The sequence below is a fragment of the Variovorax beijingensis genome, assembly GCF_007828835.1.
Taxonomy (GTDB): Bacteria; Pseudomonadota; Gammaproteobacteria; order Burkholderiales; family Burkholderiaceae_C; genus Variovorax; species Variovorax beijingensis_A.
Genome location: NZ_VIVL01000010.1, coordinates 173,016 through 192,659, shown reverse-complemented (window position 1 = coordinate 192,659; position 19,644 = coordinate 173,016). Strand labels below are relative to the sequence as shown.

Below are 19,644 nucleotides of genomic sequence, written 5' to 3'. Positions count from 1 at the left end.
AGGTCTCTCAGGCGAAGGTGCCGTGCAGGAACCACGCCGTCTCGTCCTGCGCCAAGCGCATCTGGAAGATCCACAGCACGCCGGCATGCTCGCTCACGGCCACCCAGTAGTCGCGCGAAGCTTGGCGCGTGGTCTCCTGCGCGCCGGTGTTCCCCTCGCCCTCGATGGTCGTGCGGTCCCACCATCCCCCCTCGACGCGGTGCGGACCCGCGAGCAGTTGCAGGACTCCCTGGTAGATCGGACGGTTGTGCTGGGTCGCGAGCCGCAGCGGCTTGGGCAGGATGAAGGTCGGCTGGGGCACGTCGACCATGCGGCACGCCGCGCGCGGCGCGGGCTCGGGCGCCGGGCGCCAGCGGCACATCCACTCCAGGCGGTGGTCCTCGAGGATGACGGGGCGCAGCACGCGATCGGGACCGAGGCGGGCCGCGATGCGCTCGAGCACCAGCGCCAGGCTTTCGCCCGATTGCCTTGCCTCCGGCAGCATCGAGAGGCTCTTCTCCTCCAGCGACTGCACCTCGGTCGCCAGCAGCTCCAGATCGCCCACGGGCGCGAGCAGTTCGACCTTGCCCAGGTGCTCGGCCAGCAGCCGCATCAGGTGCTCGGTGTCGCGCGTGGCCTGGGCGGTGCGCACGGTGAGCTCGCCGCCGTCGCCGGCGGCCTTGGCGCGCATCGCGTCGTGGCACCAGCGCAAGGTGAAGGCGGTCACGCCGGATCGCCGGGCCATGAGCCAGCCGGCCATCTGCAGCATCAGGCGGCGCGCCCCGAACAGCATGGCCGGCGCATGCTCGACGCGCGCCATCAACTCGAGCTTGGCGCGGAAGGTCTCCGGCAGCTGGGCCCAGGGGTAGGTCTCCGGGCGAAGGCCGTAGGCCTGGTCGAGGGTCGCGAGCAGCTGGGCGTCGAAGCGCCGGCTCAGGCCGCCGCGCGGCAAGGCGCGCACCTGGCCCAGCGTGCGGCAGCCGAGGCGGGCGAGCGTCGCCTGGTGGGCGGCGACCTGCGTCAGGGTTTCGAGGGGCAGCGCATCGAGCAACTGGGCGAGCGGCTTGGCGAAGCCATTCGACAAGCCCGCCCTCGCCACCGCGAGCGCGGCCAGAGCCGTGGGTGCCCAGCTCAGCTGCCGGACGCCAAGGTCGGGACATTCCTCGCGCACGCGCTCGACCAGGCGGCGCTTGCCGCCGAACAGGCGCAGGCTCTGTTCGAGTTCCATGACGACGGCTGGGCATTGCAGCAGCGCTTCGAGGACCGCGACGCGGGGCGTGAACTGCAGGCACCACGTCGCGAGGCCATCGAGCGCCTCAGTGCGCGGCTGCGGGTCGGCCGGCAGGCTGTCGGGAAGAAGGGCTGCCCACAGCATGGGAAAGCTCCCGGGATTGGCGCGCCGCGATCAGGCGGCTCGGATGGCGAAGGCGCGGCGTCAGGATGGCCTCGAGACCGCCGGGCACCGAGGGGAGCATCAGCTCCCCCTGGTGCGGCGGCCCCTTGCGCTTGAGCAGGTGGACGCGCAGCTCCCAGTCGACGCCGAAGCGCACCTGCAGGCGCAGGGGCGCGGCCGAGGCCTCGTGCTCGGCGGCGGCCGGCCGGCACAGGATGACGGGGCCGTCGCAACCCTGGGCGCAGACCTGCAGGCGGCGGATCTGTTCTTGGCGGGCCTGCGGCAGCCAGCTGACGAGCATGCCGGCGGCATTGGCCTTGATGAGCTGCTCGGTCGCCCACAGGCGCTCGACCGGCTTGTCGGCGGCGATCCAGACCAGGTGGCGCTCGTCGAGGCCCAGGTGGCGCAGGCCCGGCAGATGCGGCGCCTTCGGCGGGCCGATGACCACGATCTGCTTGCCTTGCGCGACCAGTGTGCGCATGGCGGGCGCCAGCAGGCGCCATTCGAGGACCGAGGGCTGGACCTGCAGCACCTCCGTCAGGGACTGGCAGGGCCAGCCGCCGCCCGGCAGTTCGGCGTCGAGGCGTTCGAACCCCGTGCCCACGGCCGAAGTGACCGGCGTGCCGAGCGCATCGCCGCGCCAGATCGCGGATTCGATGGCGTGGGGCAGCACGACCGACGGACGCCGTGGCTGCGCTGGCCGAGAGGAAATCTGAGCGGGCGAGGGCGCTTCGCTGCCATCGGCCCATGACAGGGGGATGGCCACAAGGACTCCGATAACTGTATGGATATACAGTATCCTTCCGGCCAGAGAAGTGAGCAAGAAGGTTTACAAAATTCTGTCTGCGATCTCGCCAGGTGAAAAAATCTCCCCGGCGATCGCCTAGATGAAACCCGGTCCCGGCCGAACGGCCTCCTCGCCACAATGGGCCGCATGTGCTACTCAGCCCAGATCCGTGCGGACTACAAGCGGTTCTTCCGCCTGTTCGGCGGCGTCCTGTCGCTGCGGGCCTTTGCCAAGCTGTACTACGAGCGCCAGGGCAATCCCAGGATCAAGATTCCGAAGGCCATGGATGCGGCCTTCATGAACCCGGAGTCCGATGAAGAGCGGGAGATCAAGGGCCTGATCGATGCCTTCAATGCCGAGCAGGCCACGAAGCTCGAGCAGGAGCTCTTCACGCAGCGCAAGCGTCTGGGCGACGCCGAGCGCAAGCTCCAGGTCAAGACGACGAAGAAGGCGACGGAGGACGTGCGGATCGCCACGGCGAAGGTCGAATGGGGACTGGGCAAGCTGGCGGATCTCAGGCGGACCGAGCCCGAGCCGCGTGATGCACGGATCTTTCCGGGGGTGTACGCGCCGGTGATGATCTGGGAGGACGGCCAGCGGGTGGTCAAGCCGATGCGCTATCAGTGCCGCCCCGCCGGCAAGCCCGCGAAATACGACGCCCTCTATCCGGGCACCTACAACGCCCGGCGCGACAACCTGGAGGGGTTCTGGAAGGACGTCTTCGGCTTTTCGCACGGGATCATGGTCGTCAATGCCTTCTACGAGCACGTCAAGCGGGACGGCGAGGATGTAGTGCTTGAATTCAGACCGCGGCCGCAGCAGGACATGCTTGTGGCATGCCTCTGGTCGGAGTGGTCGGGCCCGGGCGAGCCGGACCTGCTCTCGTTCGCGGCGATCACCGATGACCCGCCGGAAGAGATCGCGGCGGCTGGCCACGACCGCTGCATCATCCCGATCAAGCCGGAGAACGTCGACGCCTGGCTGAAGCCGAATCGCGCGAATCTTGAGGCTTCTTACGCGATCCTCGATGACCGCGAGCGACCGTATTACGAGCACAGGCTGGCGGCATAGAAACCTGCGCGGCCGCCGCTTGCCGAGATCCCCTCAGACTGGTTGCGGACCATTGCGCCGAACAAACGCCTGACCGCTCTGTAGGCCTCCGGCCGGCGAGATCCTCAAGATGGCTCATGGCCGCCTCGCTCATCTCACTGGTCTTGGGAGCTGCTTCGATCGCGACGAGAGCCCCTCTGGGCCTCCCGCGAGCGCCGAGACACTAAAGTATCCATGCTGCCGCCGCATTCAAGGCGAGAATCGCGTGCGTTTTATTTCGCCTTCACGCGGTTGAGCATCGACAGCGCCAGAAACTCTCGCCCTACGCCTTTCTGTTGCCCTTTTTCGGAGGAATCAATGTCGTTTTTGCATAGACCTCATTCACGGGAATCTTCAACAACTCGACCTTGTAGCCAAAACCTCGAAGAACCTTGCGAGTATTCACAAGATTAACCTTGGAGAAAAACGGTAGATGAAGTTCGGCCCCCGGAGAATCGCTAATAACCGCGTACGTAATCGTGAACGATTCATGTGCGGGCTTGGGATCGACGTCAAGTAATTCCGCATGCGTGGGCGATAGTTGGGCACGCACCTTCTTTCGAAACTCAGAGTCAATCTGGATCAATTGTCCCGATACAAAGCCTTGTGCGAACAGGTGGCTCAGCACACTGGATTTACCGTACATCTTGACGTGGATCAACTCACGCTTAATCGAAAGCAGATCGCAGATTTCAACTTGGCCGTGACCGCCGCCGTGCATGACCTTCTTTTTGTCGTCAAGCAGGTCATAAACACCGGGCTCAAGCGCCGCAACGTAGGCGTTGTATTCGCCCTCCCCACCCCCTTGATACTCAGGGAGCTTGAGGCTCGATGTGGGAATTGCCGCATAGTCCTGCTTCGTTCGTTGAACAAAATCCTTCGCCACACTAAACCATTTGCCATCATTGAGGACATGCGTGACGCCATCAAGTTCAATCTCTGCGTATAGGCACTTGAACACTGACCACGACTTGAAGACCTTCTTGTGATCTGCGTCAGCACAGTGAACTCTCCGCTCACGAAGAATGTCGAGGCTGACCGGACCGTCAACAGTCTTTCGAAAGCCCTGCATGTTGATGTCCGGATGAAGTACCCCGTTGCCGTGTGGCGAATACATGAACCCTTTGACTGTTGTCCATTCGAGAATTTCCGGAATGGAGAGCCAGATGCCATCGAACTGATCCGCTGCCAGCCGCGCTTGAAGAGCACCTTCAAGGGCGTTGATGATTGCCGCGCTCTTGGTAGTCGAGATGTTGTTAACCCACTGGTAATCCTCAGCGTTCAGTTCGGCTTCAAAAAGCTGGCGGTACTGACCCAGAAGAAATGGCAGGTCAGTGAGGTCCAGCCTGACGGATACCGCCAAGGCGTCACTCCCTGCCATCCGATTGCCGAGGGCCGGATTTGAGGGCGTGCCAACAATGGCTTTGAGCATGTCCTGCTCAACGCTAAGTCCGAACTGATCCGGCGTTGTCTCTTGCCCTGACTGAATCCGCATGTGGCTCTCGATGGCGTTCAGCGATTGCACATCGACACAACGAAACGTCTTCGGATCGACGGCGTTCAACGCGCATAACAGTCCGAATCGCTCTTCGATGACATCATCCCGCAGGAGAAATCGACCGCCCTGCCCGAAGGCCAACACAAAGGCTTTGCCATCAACCACTATGAAGAATGCAGCTGCGATCCCCGGAGTTGCAAGGTCTTTGGGGTCGATGAACTCCTTGAATAGTGCTGACCATTTCGGCGGCGAGGGTGGTGTTTTTTTTATCAGCAACTGGCCTTCCCCGTGTCCTGCGATGGCAATTGAAAGAGCTGAGGCGCAGGCCTCGGTTTTCAACGCCTTTTCATAGGTCGCATAGGCATCTTTTATCAAGAAGATGCTGAGATGGTTGACCTTTTTTTCTTCTGTCATGCCGTCCTCCTCCAAGAGTTGCGCTTATCTAGCGGCTTTGCTCGTTAGTCAAGCGATTAATGAGGTTGGCTCCCGAAGCGGCGGGGAACGGCAAACCGCGTATACTGGGAATCCATCCAGCACTCGTTCACTTCCTGACTCCGCTCCCAACGGCCTATGCTCGAGTTCGACTACAAAAAATGGGGTGTTCAGAAGGCTTCTAAAGCGCCGTTACTGGACTTTCTGATCGAGGGCCTCAAGGCCAGCGGCTGTACGATTCTTTGGGCCTCCGACGCAAGCCAAGCCCCGTTCTTCATCGTTTTTGAGAACCAACTGGGCGAGCGGCATGGCGTACTTGCCTATGCATTCTTGGCGAACTCCAAACTAACCAAGAATCGACCTGCTGATGAGCACCGCTTTCAGATCAAGTACGGGAGTGATGCCAAGGCGATCCTGCCGCTGGAGCGCGATCCCTCTCAACTGATCACTACGATTTTCGTTGGCATTGACTTGGAACGAGGCGTGATGGTTGGCGCTGATCCGGTGCTCCATGATGGCACCAAGATGTTCATCAGCTTGGAGTTCAAGCGGGCGAAGGTCGAAGCAGTAGTTCGACACGGATGGCATGCTTGGGAACGCGACAGCTCTCGCCGCGAAGGAGAGCCAGTAGAGGTGCTTGTAGGAGTTCGCCAAAGACGAGTCGCTGACTTCGTCCGCTTTGAACGCTTGGCAGTGGGTCTCGATGCTGGTCACAGACAACTACTCGCTGAGCAATTACTCGGCAACCCTGCGCTCCGAACTACAGTCGTTCCACACACTCTCGCGAAAGAACTGGAGCTGTCGGGAGATGCGATCCTTGATCTCATTCAAGGTGCTCGGCGCTTGAAGATGGCGGTGAGAGGCTGGGTCGCTGAACATCATCTAGAAGCGATGCTGGCGAAGGTGGAAGGCGTTGAGGAGTGCAGGCGCTTGGACGAGGAAGGTCAACCGGACGTGTCCCTACGGTATAGGGGGAGTCGCCCGCTGTTCATCGAGTGCAAGAACGCCTTGCGCATGGTCGCCAAGGACGGCACGCCTCGCGTCGATTTTCAGCGAACTCGTGCTTCTAAGAGCGACCCTTGCTCACGCTACTACCGGCCGGACGACTTCAACATTCTGGCTGCCTGCCTCCATTCGATCACGGAGAAGTGGGAATTCCGTTTCATCGTGACAAGCGATCTGCCTAATCACAAGTCCTGTGCGGGTCGAATCCAAAGCAACTTACGAGTCGGTCCGGAGTGGGCCGTGAACCCCGTCAATGTATTCCGTGCTGTAGCAACTCCGTGACAAAACAACTTTCTGTTCTCAGCCTGTTTACTGGCGTTGGTGGTCTTGACTATGGGTTTGAGGCTGCTGGCTTTGAGACTCGTGTGGCTCTCGAGTTCGACCATCAGTGCTGCGAAAGCCTGCGAGCGAGTAGGGACTGGCCGGTCATCGAAGCAGATCTCCTCGCAACTCCGACGAAGCAGATTCTGCAGACTGGGCGCTTAAAGGCCAATGCGGTAGACGTTTTGATCGGCGGTCCTCCGTGTCAGCCATTTTCGAAGAGCGGTTGGTGGAAAAGCGGTTCAAGCCTCCGCCTAGACGATCCAAGGGCAAGCACGCTTTCGGGCTACCTTCGGGTTCTCGAGGAAGTTCGCCCGAAGGCGTTCCTGCTGGAGAACGTGGAGGGCTTAGGATTTTCTGGAAAGGACGAGGGCCTCCAATTGCTCTTAGCGGCCGTTGACCGGATCAACGCAGTAACCAAGTCGAAGTACCGCCCTGTCGTGATTACCCTTAACGCGGCGGACTACGGCGTCCCACAAACCCGAACGCGCGTATTCGTCATCGCATCGCGCGACGGCAAGCGATTTGTTGCGCCTCCGCCGAGCCACGCCGAAGTCGGCGACAAGGGCGCCGGCCTTGAACGCTGGATGACAGCCTGGGACGCGCTCGGTGGGGCTTTGCCTCGCTCTGACGAGGACTTAACGATCTCAGGGAAGTGGGCCGACCTCCTGCCGTCCATTCCCGAGGGGATGAACTACCTGTGGCACACGGATCGTATGGGCGGAGAGCCGCTGTTTGGTTGGAGACGTCGCTATTGGAATTTCTTGCTGAAGCTCGCTAAGGACAGGCCGGCATGGACGATCCAAGCGCAGCCCGGACCTGCCACAGGACCTTTCCATTGGTCAAACCGAAGGCTGAGCGCCCAAGAAATGGCTCGCCTGCAAACATTCCCGGCAGACATCACGGTCACTGGAGGTCGGATTGAGGTTCAACGTCAAATCGGCAACGCCGTGCCAAGCCTCCTCGCCGAGGTGCTAGCTCGATCGATGCGCGAACAGTTCTTCGGCCAGCCGTATTCAGAGCCACCACGCCTTGCAGTTCGCCGTCGGAGAGCCTGTCCACCACCTGCGCCCGTAGCGGCTGTTCCGTCAAAGTACCTCGCTCTCGCCGGAAATCACGTGGCGCACCCCGGCACAGGGCGAGGTTTTCTCTACGCGACGGCGGAAGCGACAAGCACGGTCTAACCGCTTGGTGAAACGATCCGTTCTGAGTCCGCATGTCCAACTGTCCTTGCCACAGCCCACCATTCCACTACCTCAGCTTTAAATCGGCGCCGGTGGGCGTTGACGAGACCGAGGGACGCTATGGCGATGTCTCGGTCGAGACCTGCGTTCACTGTGGGCAGAAATGGCTGCGCTACCACGTCGAGTACGAGGCATTCACCGCATCCGGCCGCCGGTTCAGGGGACTCATTTCCGATGAGCAACTCGTGGCGCTGAAGCCAGAAGATGCAGTCCCATTCCTTGAGAAACTGCTTTGGTACTTCAAGGGTGGGAGTTACTTCGGCACAGCCGGGGAACGCTCTTCAGGCGCCGTCCGTGCAAGCCTGTAAAGAACACAATCCCGCACCTAGCTCAGAACGTGTGAACCACGCGCGCACTTTTGGCAGTGGCACAATGACGTCTCCCCTCTGGGAAGCACCGCTTCAAGCGTAAGGCTCGTCACCTCAATCCATCGAACCCACTTAATCTCGAGGCTGCGCTAGTGACGCGGCCTTAGCCGGGTCAAGCCAGGCCTGTAAATTCCGCCCTTTCTCCGTTAAATGAGTTTGCCTCCTGCGGCACCGACGTCTGCTAAGGGGTACGAAGCGGACAAGGTCAGCAACGCCGAACGTGTCATCGACCCGAGCACGGGCCTCACGAAGCTCGACCTGGTGCGCTACTACGAGTCGGTGGCCGAGTGGATGCTGCCGCATCTCCAAGGCCGCCCCTGCTCGCTGGTCCGAGGGCCAACCGGCGTCCAAGGCGAGTTGTTCTTCCAGAAGCATGACGACAAGCTGAGCATCCCCGGCGTCAAGCAGCTCGACGAGAAGCTGTGGCCCGGGCACGCGGGGCTGCTCGAGGTAGGCACGGCGCAGGCGCTGGCGAATGCGGCGCAGATGAACGTCATCGAGTTCCACACATGGAATTCGCTCGCGAAGAACATCGACAAGCCGGACCGGTTGATCTTCGACCTCGACCCGGGCGAAGGCACGAGTTGGCCGCATGTCCAGGAGGCCGCCACGCTCGTGCGCACGCTGCTCTCGGAGCTGGGCCTGGCGTCCTGGTTGAAGACGAGCGGCGGCAAAGGGCTCCATGTCGTCGTGCCCTTGGCGCCAAGACTCGACTACGACACGGTCAAGGCGTTCTCGCAGGCGGTCGTGCAGCACCTCGCGCGCGCGATACCTTCACGGTTCGTCGCTAAGAGCGGTCCGGCCAACCGGGTCGGCAAGCTGTTTGTGGATTATTTGCGCAACGGGCACGGTGCGACCACCGCGGCCGCTTTCTCCGCGCGCGCCCGGCCGGGCCTCGGCGTGTCCGTGCCTGTCAGCTGGGACGACCTTGCCACGCTGAAAAGCGGTGCGCAATGGACCATCGCCACTGCACGCGAGCATCTGTCATTCCAGACCAAGGACCCCTGGGAGGGCTATTGGAAGGCCAAGCAGACGCTCACCGGGCCGATGAAGGTGCTTGGGTTCGCGAAGAAGAAGGGTGATTGATGTATGACGAACGTGCTGCTCTGCATTCAACGACTGCTTCAGCCTCGGCATGTCGAATTCGGGTTCTTCTCGCGCGACCGGTTGCTGTCCGACTGTGGCTTCAAACGCTGGAGGACGACAATTATCTTGAGCGGCGCATTGACTCGTCGGAATTGCTACCCGAGCTGACCTGTCGCCTCACGCTTTGGTCGGTAGAGCTCACGCGCTGGCCGACGCGGAAGTCCTGCTTGTGATGGTTCTCCGGCGGCGGCTTCAGCGGCGGCGCAGTCGCCGGAGAGGGTGACGCGCCTGCCTGCTGTTTATCGGCAGGCACAACGGCCGCATACAGCACGCTGAAGCGCTGTTTGCTTTGCTCATCGAGCAGCGTGACCGGTCGGTCTTTCATCGCCGCGATGCGAGCCTCGCGCAGCTTGCCGGTCCCCCAGTCCCAGTACTTCACCAGTTGGCCTATGTGCAGCTAAAAGCGCGATGCGCCTGGGGTCAGCCATGAGTTGCTCGATGACCCAGCTGAGCTGGTACAGCTCAGCGCTTGTGGTCATGGGAAGATCTTCGATCTGTTTGACGCGTATGCCCAAATTTCTTATTTGGTGCTGCGAGTCTTGCCTCTTGGCAGTGAGTTTGGCGAGAACGCCGTCAACCCAAGGCTCGCGATTTCTCCTGCCACCAGATCTTGGAGTTTGCCGATTTCTTCAGACGACGGCGAACTTGCGTAGGCGAGCGTGAGCACAGTCAACGGGTGCAGGCCCAGAACCCGAACCAGAGCATCGATCTTCGTGAGCGTAGGGACGTTCACGCCTCTTTCAAGAATGCTGACATAAGTCCGAGATGAGACTGTGTCGAAGGCCTCCTGCGGGATGCCTACCGCGACCCGCGCAGTCCGAAAGGCACGCGGAAAGTTGGGTGGCGGAACAGGGGGAGCGCGGCGGCTTGGCACCGCCTGATTGCCACATATAGAATGGCATAGAGCTACAAAGTATATGACGAGTTATTGTGTGTCGCACTCGTTCCCAGATGCTTTGCACAAGGTGCTAACTGACCATTCTCATGTGCGAGATTCAAGATGGCCCGTAGAGAGCTTGCTTCGCCGCTGCCAACGGCTCGCCCGTTGCGCTTGCCAGCGTCGGTGACGCGTGTCCGGCCGCGGCAGCCCGCACCTGTCGTGCGCAGCCTGTCCGCGGCTCGCATCGGCGCGCAGGTGAGGGCGCTGCGCATGGCGGCCGAGGTGTCTGGCGGCGAACTGGCCAAGACCTCGGGGATTTCTGCCTCGATGCTTTCTCGCATCGAGCGCGGATTGGTCTCGCCATCGGTGGAGACCTTGGAGCGTCTCGCGAATGGTCTGGGTGTGCCGGCGTCGCGCTTCTTCAGTGATCAGGCGCGGCGCACGGACTTTTGCCATGTGCGTGCAGGACATGGTGTCTTGGTCGATCGGATCGGCGCAGTGGCGGACTACCGCTACGAGCTGCTGGGTCACCTGCTGTCGGGCAACCTGTTCGTCGAGCCGTACCTGGTCACGTTGCTGCCCGGTGCCGATCCCTACGTGACCTTCCAGCACCCGGGCCTCAAGTTCCTGTACTTCCTGTCCGGGGAGGTCAGCTACCGCTATGGCGGCAGGACTGCGGAGGTGAGGGCAGGGGACTCGCTGCTGTTCGATGCGACTGCACTGCATGGGATCGAGGCCATTCAGACTCAGCCGGTCTCTTACCTCTCAGTGGTATTCACGCTGCGAGAGTAGGCTGTTCTTGGCGGCCCTGCCGCGCTGCGCGGGTGACGCGGATGCCCATCCGATGGTTCGCCCCGAATTCGCTACGTGCCGAATTCACCTCTCTGTCTGGCTCTGTTTCTCGGTGTTCGGCATGCCGAACACCGAAAGTCTCGAACGGGTATCGACAGCGGAGGTCTTCCGCTTGATGGAGCCGTGAGGAAATTCATGCAGCGGCCTTGTGGACGTGCTCTGCGAGCGGATTGAATTTTCGGTTTCGGCAGCCTGGATGCAGCGGTGGCAGGACGACGTAGAAACTTCGGGGGCAGAGTCTTTGTACGGCTTCGAGGGCGGGATCGTTCCGTCCACCTCCGCAATGTTCGGCATGCCGAACATCGATGGTGGCCTTCGGGCTGTCGATCGACGGCAACGCTCCGGAGCCGCGAAACGGCGAGGTGAGTTCGACGCTGGAATTCCGAGGGCAAAGTCCTTGTGCGGCCATGAGGGCAGTGAAGACCGGTCGCGCGTCCGGGCGGTCAAGCAGCGCATTCAGCTGTGCCGCGAAGCGGTCGGGCGTGCTGCAGGCGCTGCGCCGCCCCACCTTGCTGCTGTGCGGGCGCCAGGATGCCTGGAGCCCGTTGGCACGCCACGAGGAGATGCAGGCCATGGTGGCCGGCTCGCGGCTGGTGCTCGCCGAGGACTCGGGCCACATGAGCCCGATGGAGCAGCCGCAGGCGGTGAATGCCGCGCTGCGGGAGTGGCCGAGAGACTGACCCTTTCGGTGAGAAGGTTGGCTTCAGGACATGGGGCGCGTCAGATTCCACAAGCGCAGCGCGACGTGCAGCTCCAGTGAGCGGGTCGCGTCGCCGAAATGCCCGATCAAGTCTTCGATGGTGATCAGCCGCTGCCGCATGGTGTTCACGTGGATGCCCAGGCGCTGCGCAGCTGCTGTCGCGTTCTGGCTGCTGTCGAAGTAGGCGAGCAGTGTCGCCGTCAGCTCGGAGCCCCGCTTGTCGTCGTGCGCAGTCAGCGTACCAATCGTCGCCTGCAGGAATGCCGCTAGGCTTTCTTTGTCGTGTGTCTCGAATAGCGTTGAGTACAGCGCCATTTCGTTCTGAGCGACGATGCGGCCCTGCACTCCCAGGCGGCGCAGCACCGGGAGGGCACGACGCAGCACGGAGAACGCGGCCGGCAGGCCCGCAGGCTCAGGTACCGGCCGGGACAGGATGCCGCGCAGCCGGCCATCCGCATTGGCGCGCGCGAGGTCTGTGAGGATGCGGCGCGCGTCCGCCGCCTGCGTGGTGGTGCACAGCACCGTGAGCACGCCATCCGTCTCGTCGAACACGGCCTGCGGCAGGTCCTTCGTTGCCCGCAGCCGCCGTGCCAGGTGGCTGGCCAGCGGATCACCCAGATCCACCATCAGCAGCGTACAGGGCTGCGACAGGTCCAGGCCGAACCGCGCCGCGCGTTCGCACAGCACCGGCAGATCGTCCTGCACCGGCGAGACCAGAGCGCGCAGCAGCGCGGACTGGTCGCGGCTCTGGCTGGCTTCCATGCGCTCACGGGCCAGCAGCACGATGCCCACCATGGCGCAGCCGCGCTCGAAAGTGCGAACCGCCATCTCGTCGAGTTCGCCGCTGCGGAACAGCAGCACCGAACCGAGGATTTCGTGCCCCGCGATCACGGCGCTGGCGTGGCAGGTTTCGCCGCCGGATTCGTAGGCCACGACGGAACGTCCGACCTGCCGGCTGTGCCGCAGCGCGCGGGCCAAGTTGCTGCTGTGGCCGCCGTGCGGCTCGTAGCCGGTCGCAGCCTCGCTGGCGTAACCGGGGGCGGCGCCGCGGGCGATCACCTGGGCGGCCTCGTCGAGCACGAGCACGCTGCCTTCCATCAGGGCCGCCACCGCCTCGCACAGCGCGCCCAGCGACGCGCCGCGCGCCAGCAGCGTCGTCATCTGCTCGTGCGCCTCCGCCGCTGCCTGCACCTTGCGGGAGTGATGCTCCAGCGCCGCGTGCGCGGCCTCGGCACTGGCGAGCGCGGCGCTCGCCTGTTCGAAAGCCTTCGCGTTCTTGATCGCCACGGCGGCGTGCGTGGCCAGGGTCGACAGGATGGAGATGTTGTGCGCCGTGTGGGTGCGGTGGTAGCGGTCGGCGACGAACAGCATGCCGATCACCTCGCCCTCCCACAGCAGCGGCACGCCCACCACGGCGGCCACGCCTTCGTCGCGGAAGGTCGCGTCCAGCGTGGCGTCATGCGCGAATCGGGTGTCGTTCAGGTAGTCGGAAGTGGTGAAGGGCAGGCGTGTCTTCAAGACCACGCTGACGATGCCCAGGTCGTTGCGCGCCACCATCTGTCCGGTGCCGCCGGCCAGCGCGCCGTCGGTGGCGAGCACATGGAAGGCGCCGAGCGCCGTGTCGTACGCGGAAATCCACGCCACTTGCGAGCCCAGCATGTTGCGCGCGCGCGAGACGATGGCGCGCAGCAGCTCCTTCAGGTCGAGGCGGCTGGACAGGTCGCGGGCCGATTCGATCACCGCCAGCATTCCGCTCTCGCGCTGTTGGGACAGGTCCAACCGGTTGCGCAGCGCCATCGCCATGCGCACCAGCTCGACGAGACCGGGCTTGGCGGGCTCCCGCTCCGGTAGTGCTTCGGCCTCGGCCAGGCGCGCGGCGAACTCCTCCGCGGCGGCACCCTGGTGCAGCATCCGGATGAGGTCCCAGGCCATCGCCTGCGCAGGTTCCGCCTCGAGCTCCACGGCCATCTGAATCGCTCCTTTCCAGGCGTCGACAGCAGCCCGGGGGCCCAGGCTAGTCGCTGCGGCGCCCACATTCCCTAGGGTTTCTACCGAGTGAGGTGCCTACATCAGATCGGCGCATCCAGTGTGTGGGCGACACATAGGTTTTGCGGAGCCCGCCCGCGACAGTCATGTCCAACGTATCGCACCGCAGGACCCACAGCATGAGCACCCTTCTCGACTCGCTCCGGCCACGACCCGGCCTCAAGGTCCTGGTGACCGCTGGCGCGAGCGGCATCGGTGCCGCCATCGCCCGCGCCTTCTACGAGTCCGGCGCTCACGTGCACGTCTGTGACATCGACCGCGCCGCGCTCGACCGGCTGGCGGCCGAGGTGCCCGGCATCAGCAGCAGTGCGGCCGACGCCTCGATCGAACGCGATGTGAATCTTGTCTTCGACGACGTGCGCGGCACGCTGGGCGGACTGGACGTGCTGGTGAACAACGCCGGTATCGCCGGGCCTACCGGGCCCGTCCAGGCTCTGGAGCCGGGGCTGTGGGAGCGCACCGTTGATGTCAACCTGAACAGCCAGTTCCTGTTCGCGCGGCGCGCCGTCCCGATGCTGAAGGACTCGCAGGCCGACCCCTGCATCGTGGCGATGAGCTCGGTCGCGGGGCGCCTCGGCTATGCCTTCCGCACGCCGTACGCGGCCACCAAGTGGGCCGTGGTCGGGCTGATGAAGTCCTTGGCCATCGAGCTCGGCCCGTATGGCGTGCGCGTCAACGCCGTGCTGCCCGGCACGGTGGAGGGCGGGCGCATCGATGGCGTCATCGCCGCACGCGCTGCGGCCACAGGCGTCAGCCCCGAGACGATGCGCGAGGACTACATCCGCAAGACCTCCTTGCGCCGCATGGTCACCGCCGAGGACGTGGCGGCCATGACGTTGTTCCTGTGCTCGCCCGCGGCCCGCAACGTCAGCGGCCAGGCGATCAGCGTGGACGCCAACACCGAGTACCTCTGACAACCCACCAGGAGACATCCGCATGAAACGCCATCCCAGCCTTCGCCTCGCCGCCCTCGCGGCCGCCGCTATCCTGACCTGCGGGGGCGCGCTCGCCGACCCGGTGAAGATCGGCCTGATCGAGACCTTGTCGGGGCCCCAGGCGGCCTCGGGCCTGATGTACCGCGCCGCGGCGCGATACGCCATCGAACGCATGAACGCCGAAGGCGGCTGGAACGGCCAGCCCGTACAACTGGTGGAGTACGACAACCAGGGCGGGCCGGCCGGCGCCGCCGACAAGCTCAAGGCCGCCATCGCCGACGGCGTGCACCTGGTGGTGCAGGGCGCCTCCTCCGCGGTGGGCGGGCAGATCACGGAAGACGTGCGCAAGCACAACCTGCGCAACCCCGGCAAGGCGATCATCTACGTGAACGTCGGCGCCGAGGCGCTGGAGCTCACCGGCGAGAAGTGCCACTTCCACCATTTCCGCTTCAGTGGCAACGCGCAGGTGCGCACCAAGGCGCTGGTGCTGGCGATGAAGCAGTCCAACGCGCTGGGCTCGCGCGTGTACGCGATCAACCAGAACTACTCCTGGGGCCAGGACATGGAGCAGGCCATCGAGGCCAGCGCCCAGCTGGGCGGCTACCAGCTGGTCGAGAAGACGCTGCACGACGTCAACAAGATCCAGGACTTCGCGCCCTACGTTGCCAAGATCGGCGCCGCCAAGGCCGACACCGTGATCACCGGCAACTGGTCCAACGACCTGCTGCTGCTGATGAAGGCCACCAAGGCCGCCGGCCTGAACGCGCGCTTCGGCACCGTGTTCCTGGACCAGCCGGGCAACATCGCCAACGGCGGCGAGCTGACGTTGGGCCACTTCATCGCCCACACCTTCAGCGCCGAGGCGGCGGGCGCCGAGGGCGAGAAGTTCGTGGCCGACTACAAGGCCAAGGCGGGCCACGTGCCGGTGTTCATCGAACCGCAGACCGTGTTCGGCCTGGCGATGGTGGCCGATGCGCTCAAGCGTACCAAGCCTGAGGGCGGCAAGCTCAACGTGAACACGCTCGCCAAGGCGATCGAGACCGCCAAGGTGAAGACGCCGGTGGGCGAGATGAGCATGCGCGCGGCCGACCACCAGGCCCTGCTGCCGATAGTGGTGTCCACCGTTGCCAAAGACGCGAAGTTCAAGGCCGACGACACCGACATGGGCTTCAAGCCGGTGAAGGTGTTCAGCGCCGCCGAAGCGGCCACGCCGGCGCAGGCCAGCTGCAAGATGCAGCGTCCTTCCTGAGCGCAGCCGCGACGAGACCATGGACACGCTCGCCGTTTCGCTGCTGAACGGGGTCATCTACGGCTTGCTGCTGTTCATGATCTCGGCCGGCCTCACGCTCATCTTCGGGATGATGGGCGTGCTCAATTTCGCGCACGCCTCGTTTTATATGCTGGGCGCCTATTTCGCGTATGCGCTGCAGGGCGCCCTGGGCTTCTGGGGGGCGCTTCTGGTGTCGCCGCTGCTCGTGGGTGCGGTAGGTATCGTGGTGGAGCGCTTCTTCCTGCGGCGGGTGCATCACCACGGCCATGCGCACGAGCTACTGCTCACCTTCGGCCTCTCGTTCATCATCGCCGAGGGCGTCAAGCTGTTCTTCGGCAACTACCCGGTGAACTACCGCATCCCGAAGTCGCTGGACTTCGCCGCCTTCACCGTGGGCAGCGCCGACTATCCGGCCTACCGGCTGCTGATGGGCGGTGTGGCGGTGGCGATGTTCGTCGTCATCTACCTGCTGCTCACCCGCACGCGGGTGGGCATCGTGGTGCGCTCGGCGATCTACCGGCCGCGCATGGCCGAGGCGCTCGGCCACAACGTGCCACTCGTTTTCATGGGTGTATTCGGCGTGGGTGCCGCGCTGGCCGGCCTTGCCGGCGCGGTGGCGGGCGCCTTCTACACCACCAACCCCAACATGGCGCTGGAGCTCGGCGTGATGGTGTTCGTGGTGGTGGTGGTCGGGGGGCTCGGCTCGCTGGAAGGCGCGATGCTCGCGTCGATCCTGATCGGCGTCATCACCTCGCTGGCGGTGGCCGTGGACGCGACCTTGGCCGACGGTTTCGCACTGCTGGGCGCGCGCGGCTGGGCGCAAGGCGTCGGCGGGCTGCTGGCGCTGAAGGTGTCCAGCCTGGCCGCCACCATTCCCTTCGCGCTCATGCTGCTGGTGTTGCTGGTGCGCCCGGGTGGACTGCTCGGCGAGAAAGGCTGATCGCCGTGCAACGACATCTTCTCATCGCCATCGCCATCGCGGTGCTGCTGCTGGCGGCGGTCCCCTTGCTGTTGTCCCAAGGCCTGGTGAACGCCGCCATCCAGATGCTGATCGCGGCCCTGTTCGCAAGTGCCTACAACGTGCTGTGCGGCCAGGCCGGCATGCTGTCCTTCGGCCATGCCGCGTACTTCGGCATCGGCGCGTTCGCCACCGTGCATGCCATGAACGCCGTGGGCGGCGCGGGCCTGCTACCCACGCCCTTGCTGCCGCTGGCCGGCGGCGTGGGTGGGCTGTTGCTCGGCGCCGTGGCCGGCTGGTTCGCCACGCAGCGCACCGGCACCTACTTCGCCATGATCACGCTGGCCATCGCCGAGCTGCTGCACGCGCTGGCGCCACACCTCAAGGGCTGGTTCGGCGGCGAGGCGGGCGTGTCCGCCATGCGCATGCCATCGCTGGGCCTGGATTTCGGCTCGACCGTGCACGTCTACTACCTCACCCTGACCTGGGTGCTGGCCTGCCTGGCGCTCCTGTTCTTCTTCACCCTGACGCCCACCGGTCGGCTCGCGCTCGGCCTGCGGGAGAACGGGCACCGCCTGGCCTTCCTGGGCTACGACGTGCACCGCCTCTCGGTGCTGGTGTTCGCGATCTCCGCCATGTTCTCCGGCATCGCCGGCGGCCTTCAGGTGGTAAGCAACGAAGCGGCCAACTACGTGGTGCTCGACGCCCACCTGTCAGCGGCCGTGGTGCTCAACACCTACATCGGGGGGGTGAAGGTATTCCTCGGTCCGGCGCTCGGCGCGGCGCTGATGACGTTCTTCGGCTATGCGGTGTCCGACCTCACCCAGTCGTGGCTGCTCTACCAAGGCCTCCTGTTCGTGCTGGTGATGATGTTCATGCCCGAGGGGCTGGCCGGTCTGTTCGGTGCGGCGGCCCGCCTGCGTCGCCGTATCGGCACGGCGCGCTTCCTGCCCGTGCTGGCCGCCTGCCTCGCCGCCGCGGTGTTGCTGGCGGCGGGCACCGCGTTCGCTGTGGAACTGCTGCAGCGCATGTTCTCGCAGGACTACCGGGCGCTCGCCGCGGCGCAGCCCGGCGGCGCGTGGCCACCGATCACGCTGTTTGGCCATGGCTGGCTGCCCGCGGCCGCATCGACATGGGCCGTCCCCGTGCTGCTGCTCGCAGTCGGCGGGGCCGTGTTGCTGGGCGTGCAACGCACGCTGCGCGGGATCGGCGCGGGCGAGCCGGCCGAACCGGCGGTCGCGAGCGCCGCCCTGCCTACCGGAGAGAGCACCGCATGAGCACATCCATCCTCACCCTGCGCGGCGTGCGCAAATCCTTCGGCGAAACCGAGATCATCCGCGGCGTGGACCTCGCGCTGAAGCCCGACGAGCGGCATGCGCTGATCGGCCCGAACGGCGCAGGCAAGTCCACGGTGTTCCACCTCGTGTCCGGAAACCTGAAGCCGACGGCCGGCGAAATCGTGTTGGATGGCCACCGTATCGATGGCCAGAAGCCGCAGGAGGTCAATCGCCTGGGTTTGGCGCGTTCGTTCCAGATCACCAACATCTTCCCCAAGCTCACGGTCTTCGAGAACCTGCGCCTGGCGGTGATGCGGCCCCACGGGCTGCAATACCACCTGGTCACGCTCATCGCCCGGCACCGCGGGGTGCGCGAGGAGACCGAGCGCCTGCTCGAGCAGGTGCGGCTGCAGCACCGCGCGGACACGCTGGCGGGCGAGCTCTCGTATTCGCAGCAGCGCTCGCTGGAGATCGCAATGACGCTGGCTTGCGATCCCAAGGTCGTGCTGCTGGACGAGCCGATGGCGGGCATGTCGAACGAGGAGACGGCGTACACCGCGCAGCTGATCCGCGAGGTGACGCGCGGCCGCGCGCTGCTGATCGTGGAGCATGACATGCAGGTGGTGTTCTCGCTGTCCGACCGCATCAGCGTCCTGGTGTACGGCCAGGTCATCGCCACCGGTACGCCCGAGGAGATTCGCGCCAATCCGGCGGTGAAGGAAGCGTACCTGGGCGAAGAGGTGGCAGCATGAGCGCGCTGCTGACGCTGGAAGGCGTGCACGCGCACTACGGCAAGAGCCACATCCTGCACGGCGTGACCTTCGAGGTGGGCGCCAGCGAAGTGGTCAGCCTGCTGGGGCGTAACGGCTCTGGCCGCTCCACCACGATGAAGGCAATCATGGGCCTGGTGCCGCCCAGCGGCGGTGCCATCCGTCTGGTCGGCCGCGACATCACCGGCGCGCGGCCGTACGCGATCTGCCGCGCGGGCATCGCCTATGTTCCCGAGGAGCGCGAGGTATTCGCCAATCTCACGGTGGACGAGAACCTGCGCATGGGCGAGCAGCGTGCGCTGCCTGGCGTCACGCGTTGGACGATGGACGACATGTTCGCCTACTTCCCGCGCCTGAAGGAGCGCCGCAACACCAAGGCCGGCAGCCTCTCCGGCGGCGAGCAGCAGATGCTGACCATTTGCCGCTCGCTGCTGGGCAACCCGCAAGTGATTCTGATCGACGAGCCGACCGAAGGCTTGGCGCCCAAGATCGTCGCCCAGGTCGGGGAATGCATCCGCGACATGCACCGCAGGGGCGTGTCCGTGGTGCTGGTGGAACAGAAGCTGGCGATCGCGCTGAAGGTCTCGACACGCGTGTGCGTGATGGGCCACGGCCAGATCGTCTTCGAAGGAACCCCGCAGCAGCTGGCCGAGGACGATCAGTTGTTGGCGGACTGGCTGGCGGTGTGACGCCG

Annotated in this window: 18 protein-coding genes and 1 pseudogene; 13 read left to right on the top strand and 6 right to left on the bottom strand. The window is 64.5% G+C overall.

Annotated features, from left to right (window positions below):
* Positions 1–7 precede the first annotated feature (7 nt).
* Both FB547_RS25545 and imuA read right to left on the bottom strand, forming a co-directional pair.
* Positions 8–1,354 (bottom strand): Y-family DNA polymerase, encoded by a 1,347-nt coding sequence (locus FB547_RS25545; RefSeq protein ID WP_145746450.1) that lies wholly within the window; start codon positions 1,352–1,354, stop codon positions 8–10.
* Positions 1,296–2,045, bottom strand: coding sequence for a translesion DNA synthesis-associated protein ImuA (imuA, locus tag FB547_RS25540; protein WP_261380391.1), 750 nt, complete (start codon positions 2,043–2,045; stop codon positions 1,296–1,298). The genes FB547_RS25545 and imuA overlap by 59 nt, the downstream gene beginning before the upstream one ends.
* Before the next feature lie 261 nt (positions 2,046–2,306).
* Here imuA and FB547_RS25535 point away from each other — a divergent pair, with 261 nt between their 5' ends.
* Complete coding sequence (locus tag FB547_RS25535; RefSeq protein ID WP_145746448.1) at positions 2,307–3,230, top strand: SOS response-associated peptidase family protein; 924 nt, start codon at positions 2,307–2,309, stop codon at positions 3,228–3,230.
* Positions 3,231–3,531: 301 nt separating this feature from the next.
* Here the strand turns inward: FB547_RS25535 and FB547_RS25530 are convergent, their stop codons facing one another.
* Positions 3,532–5,160: a TIGR04141 family sporadically distributed protein gene (locus tag FB547_RS25530; RefSeq protein WP_145746447.1), complete on the bottom strand. Its 1,629-nt coding sequence runs from the start codon at positions 5,158–5,160 to the stop codon at positions 3,532–3,534.
* A gap of 156 nt (positions 5,161–5,316) precedes the next feature.
* On the opposite strand from FB547_RS25530, the gene FB547_RS25525 reads away from it, so the two are divergent.
* The 4 genes and pseudogenes from FB547_RS25525 to ligD form a co-directional block, all read left to right on the top strand.
* Entirely contained in the window at positions 5,317–6,465 is a 1,149-nt protein-coding gene (locus FB547_RS25525; RefSeq protein WP_145746446.1) for a hypothetical protein, read from the top strand.
* Positions 6,462–7,688: a DNA cytosine methyltransferase gene (locus tag FB547_RS25520; protein ID WP_145746445.1), complete on the top strand. Its 1,227-nt coding sequence runs from the start codon at positions 6,462–6,464 to the stop codon at positions 7,686–7,688. Before FB547_RS25525 ends, FB547_RS25520 begins: the two co-directional genes overlap by 4 nt.
* Positions 7,689–7,720: 32 nt before the next feature.
* Positions 7,721–8,056 carry a hypothetical protein gene (locus tag FB547_RS25515; protein ID WP_145746444.1) on the top strand — a complete coding sequence of 112 codons (336 nt, stop codon included), beginning with the start codon at positions 7,721–7,723 and terminating at the stop codon, positions 8,054–8,056.
* Positions 8,057–8,281: 225 nt separating this feature from the next.
* Positions 8,282–9,202, top strand: a pseudogene (gene ligD / locus FB547_RS25510) (non-homologous end-joining DNA ligase); the annotation flags it as partial.
* A 121-nt stretch (positions 9,203–9,323) separates the two neighbouring features.
* On the opposite strand, the gene FB547_RS25505 reads toward ligD, so the two are convergent.
* Positions 9,324–9,641 (bottom strand): hypothetical protein, encoded by a 318-nt coding sequence (locus FB547_RS25505; RefSeq protein WP_261380390.1) that lies wholly within the window; start codon positions 9,639–9,641, stop codon positions 9,324–9,326.
* Positions 9,642–10,361: 720 nt separating this feature from the next.
* Here FB547_RS25505 and FB547_RS25495 point away from each other — a divergent pair.
* Positions 10,362–10,934, top strand: a complete 573-nt coding sequence (locus FB547_RS25495; protein WP_145746441.1) for a helix-turn-helix domain-containing protein — start codon at positions 10,362–10,364, stop codon at positions 10,932–10,934.
* An 84-nt stretch (positions 10,935–11,018) separates the two neighbouring features.
* Here FB547_RS25495 and FB547_RS25490 read toward each other — a convergent pair whose 3' ends face one another.
* The gene (locus FB547_RS25490; protein WP_145746440.1) at positions 11,019–11,297 is read right to left on the bottom strand and encodes a hypothetical protein; all 279 of its coding nucleotides are present in this window, start codon (positions 11,295–11,297) and stop codon (positions 11,019–11,021) included.
* A gap of 113 nt (positions 11,298–11,410) precedes the next feature.
* On the opposite strand from FB547_RS25490, the gene FB547_RS25485 reads away from it, so the two are divergent.
* A complete protein-coding gene (locus FB547_RS25485; RefSeq protein ID WP_261380389.1) occupies positions 11,411–11,674 on the top strand; it encodes an alpha/beta fold hydrolase in 264 nt (87 codons plus the stop codon).
* Between the two features lie 23 nt (positions 11,675–11,697).
* Here the strand turns inward: FB547_RS25485 and FB547_RS25480 are convergent, their stop codons facing one another.
* Positions 11,698–13,662 carry a helix-turn-helix domain-containing protein gene (locus FB547_RS25480; protein ID WP_186454248.1) on the bottom strand — a complete coding sequence of 655 codons (1,965 nt, stop codon included), beginning with the start codon at positions 13,660–13,662 and terminating at the stop codon, positions 11,698–11,700.
* Between the two features lie 197 nt (positions 13,663–13,859).
* Between FB547_RS25480 and FB547_RS25475 the strand changes: the two genes are divergently transcribed.
* From FB547_RS25475 to FB547_RS25450, 6 genes are read left to right on the top strand one after another with little or no spacing between them, the layout of a single operon-like run.
* Entirely contained in the window at positions 13,860–14,654 is a 795-nt protein-coding gene (locus FB547_RS25475) for an SDR family oxidoreductase (RefSeq protein WP_145746438.1), read from the top strand.
* Positions 14,655–14,676: 22 nt separating this feature from the next.
* Complete coding sequence (locus tag FB547_RS25470) at positions 14,677–15,924, top strand: branched-chain amino acid ABC transporter substrate-binding protein (protein WP_145746437.1); 1,248 nt, start codon at positions 14,677–14,679, stop codon at positions 15,922–15,924.
* 19 nt (positions 15,925–15,943) lie between these two features.
* The gene (locus FB547_RS25465) at positions 15,944–16,885 is read left to right on the top strand and encodes a branched-chain amino acid ABC transporter permease (RefSeq protein WP_145746436.1); all 942 of its coding nucleotides are present in this window, start codon (positions 15,944–15,946) and stop codon (positions 16,883–16,885) included.
* A 5-nt stretch (positions 16,886–16,890) separates the two neighbouring features.
* Positions 16,891–18,180: a branched-chain amino acid ABC transporter permease gene (locus tag FB547_RS25460; RefSeq protein WP_261380388.1), complete on the top strand. Its 1,290-nt coding sequence runs from the start codon at positions 16,891–16,893 to the stop codon at positions 18,178–18,180.
* Positions 18,177–18,932 (top strand): ABC transporter ATP-binding protein, encoded by a 756-nt coding sequence (locus tag FB547_RS25455; protein WP_145746435.1) that lies wholly within the window; start codon positions 18,177–18,179, stop codon positions 18,930–18,932. Before FB547_RS25460 ends, FB547_RS25455 begins: the two co-directional genes overlap by 4 nt.
* A complete protein-coding gene (locus FB547_RS25450; RefSeq protein ID WP_145746434.1) occupies positions 18,929–19,639 on the top strand; it encodes an ABC transporter ATP-binding protein in 711 nt (236 codons plus the stop codon). The genes FB547_RS25455 and FB547_RS25450 overlap by 4 nt, the downstream gene beginning before the upstream one ends.
* Positions 19,640–19,644 lie beyond the last annotated feature (5 nt).

Coding starts and splice junctions, on each gene's coding strand:
- FB547_RS25490 (WP_145746440.1), bottom strand. CDS start 11,297: ATGTTCGGCATGCCGAACATTGCGGAGGTGGACGGAACGATCCCGCCC.
- FB547_RS25450 (WP_145746434.1), top strand. CDS start 18,929: ATGAGCGCGCTGCTGACGCTGGAAGGCGTGCACGCGCACTACGGCAAG.
- FB547_RS25455 (WP_145746435.1), top strand. CDS start 18,177: ATGAGCACATCCATCCTCACCCTGCGCGGCGTGCGCAAATCCTTCGGC.
- FB547_RS25470 (WP_145746437.1), top strand. CDS start 14,677: ATGAAACGCCATCCCAGCCTTCGCCTCGCCGCCCTCGCGGCCGCCGCT.
- FB547_RS25530 (WP_145746447.1), bottom strand. CDS start 5,160: ATGACAGAAGAAAAAAAGGTCAACCATCTCAGCATCTTCTTGATAAAA.
- FB547_RS25465 (WP_145746436.1), top strand. CDS start 15,944: ATGGACACGCTCGCCGTTTCGCTGCTGAACGGGGTCATCTACGGCTTG.
- FB547_RS25480 (WP_186454248.1), bottom strand. CDS start 13,662: ATGGCCGTGGAGCTCGAGGCGGAACCTGCGCAGGCGATGGCCTGGGAC.
- FB547_RS25475 (WP_145746438.1), top strand. CDS start 13,860: ATGAGCACCCTTCTCGACTCGCTCCGGCCACGACCCGGCCTCAAGGTC.
- FB547_RS25535 (WP_145746448.1), top strand. CDS start 2,307: ATGTGCTACTCAGCCCAGATCCGTGCGGACTACAAGCGGTTCTTCCGC.
- FB547_RS25525 (WP_145746446.1), top strand. CDS start 5,317: ATGCTCGAGTTCGACTACAAAAAATGGGGTGTTCAGAAGGCTTCTAAA.
- FB547_RS25545 (WP_145746450.1), bottom strand. CDS start 1,354: ATGCTGTGGGCAGCCCTTCTTCCCGACAGCCTGCCGGCCGACCCGCAG.
- FB547_RS25515 (WP_145746444.1), top strand. CDS start 7,721: ATGTCCAACTGTCCTTGCCACAGCCCACCATTCCACTACCTCAGCTTT.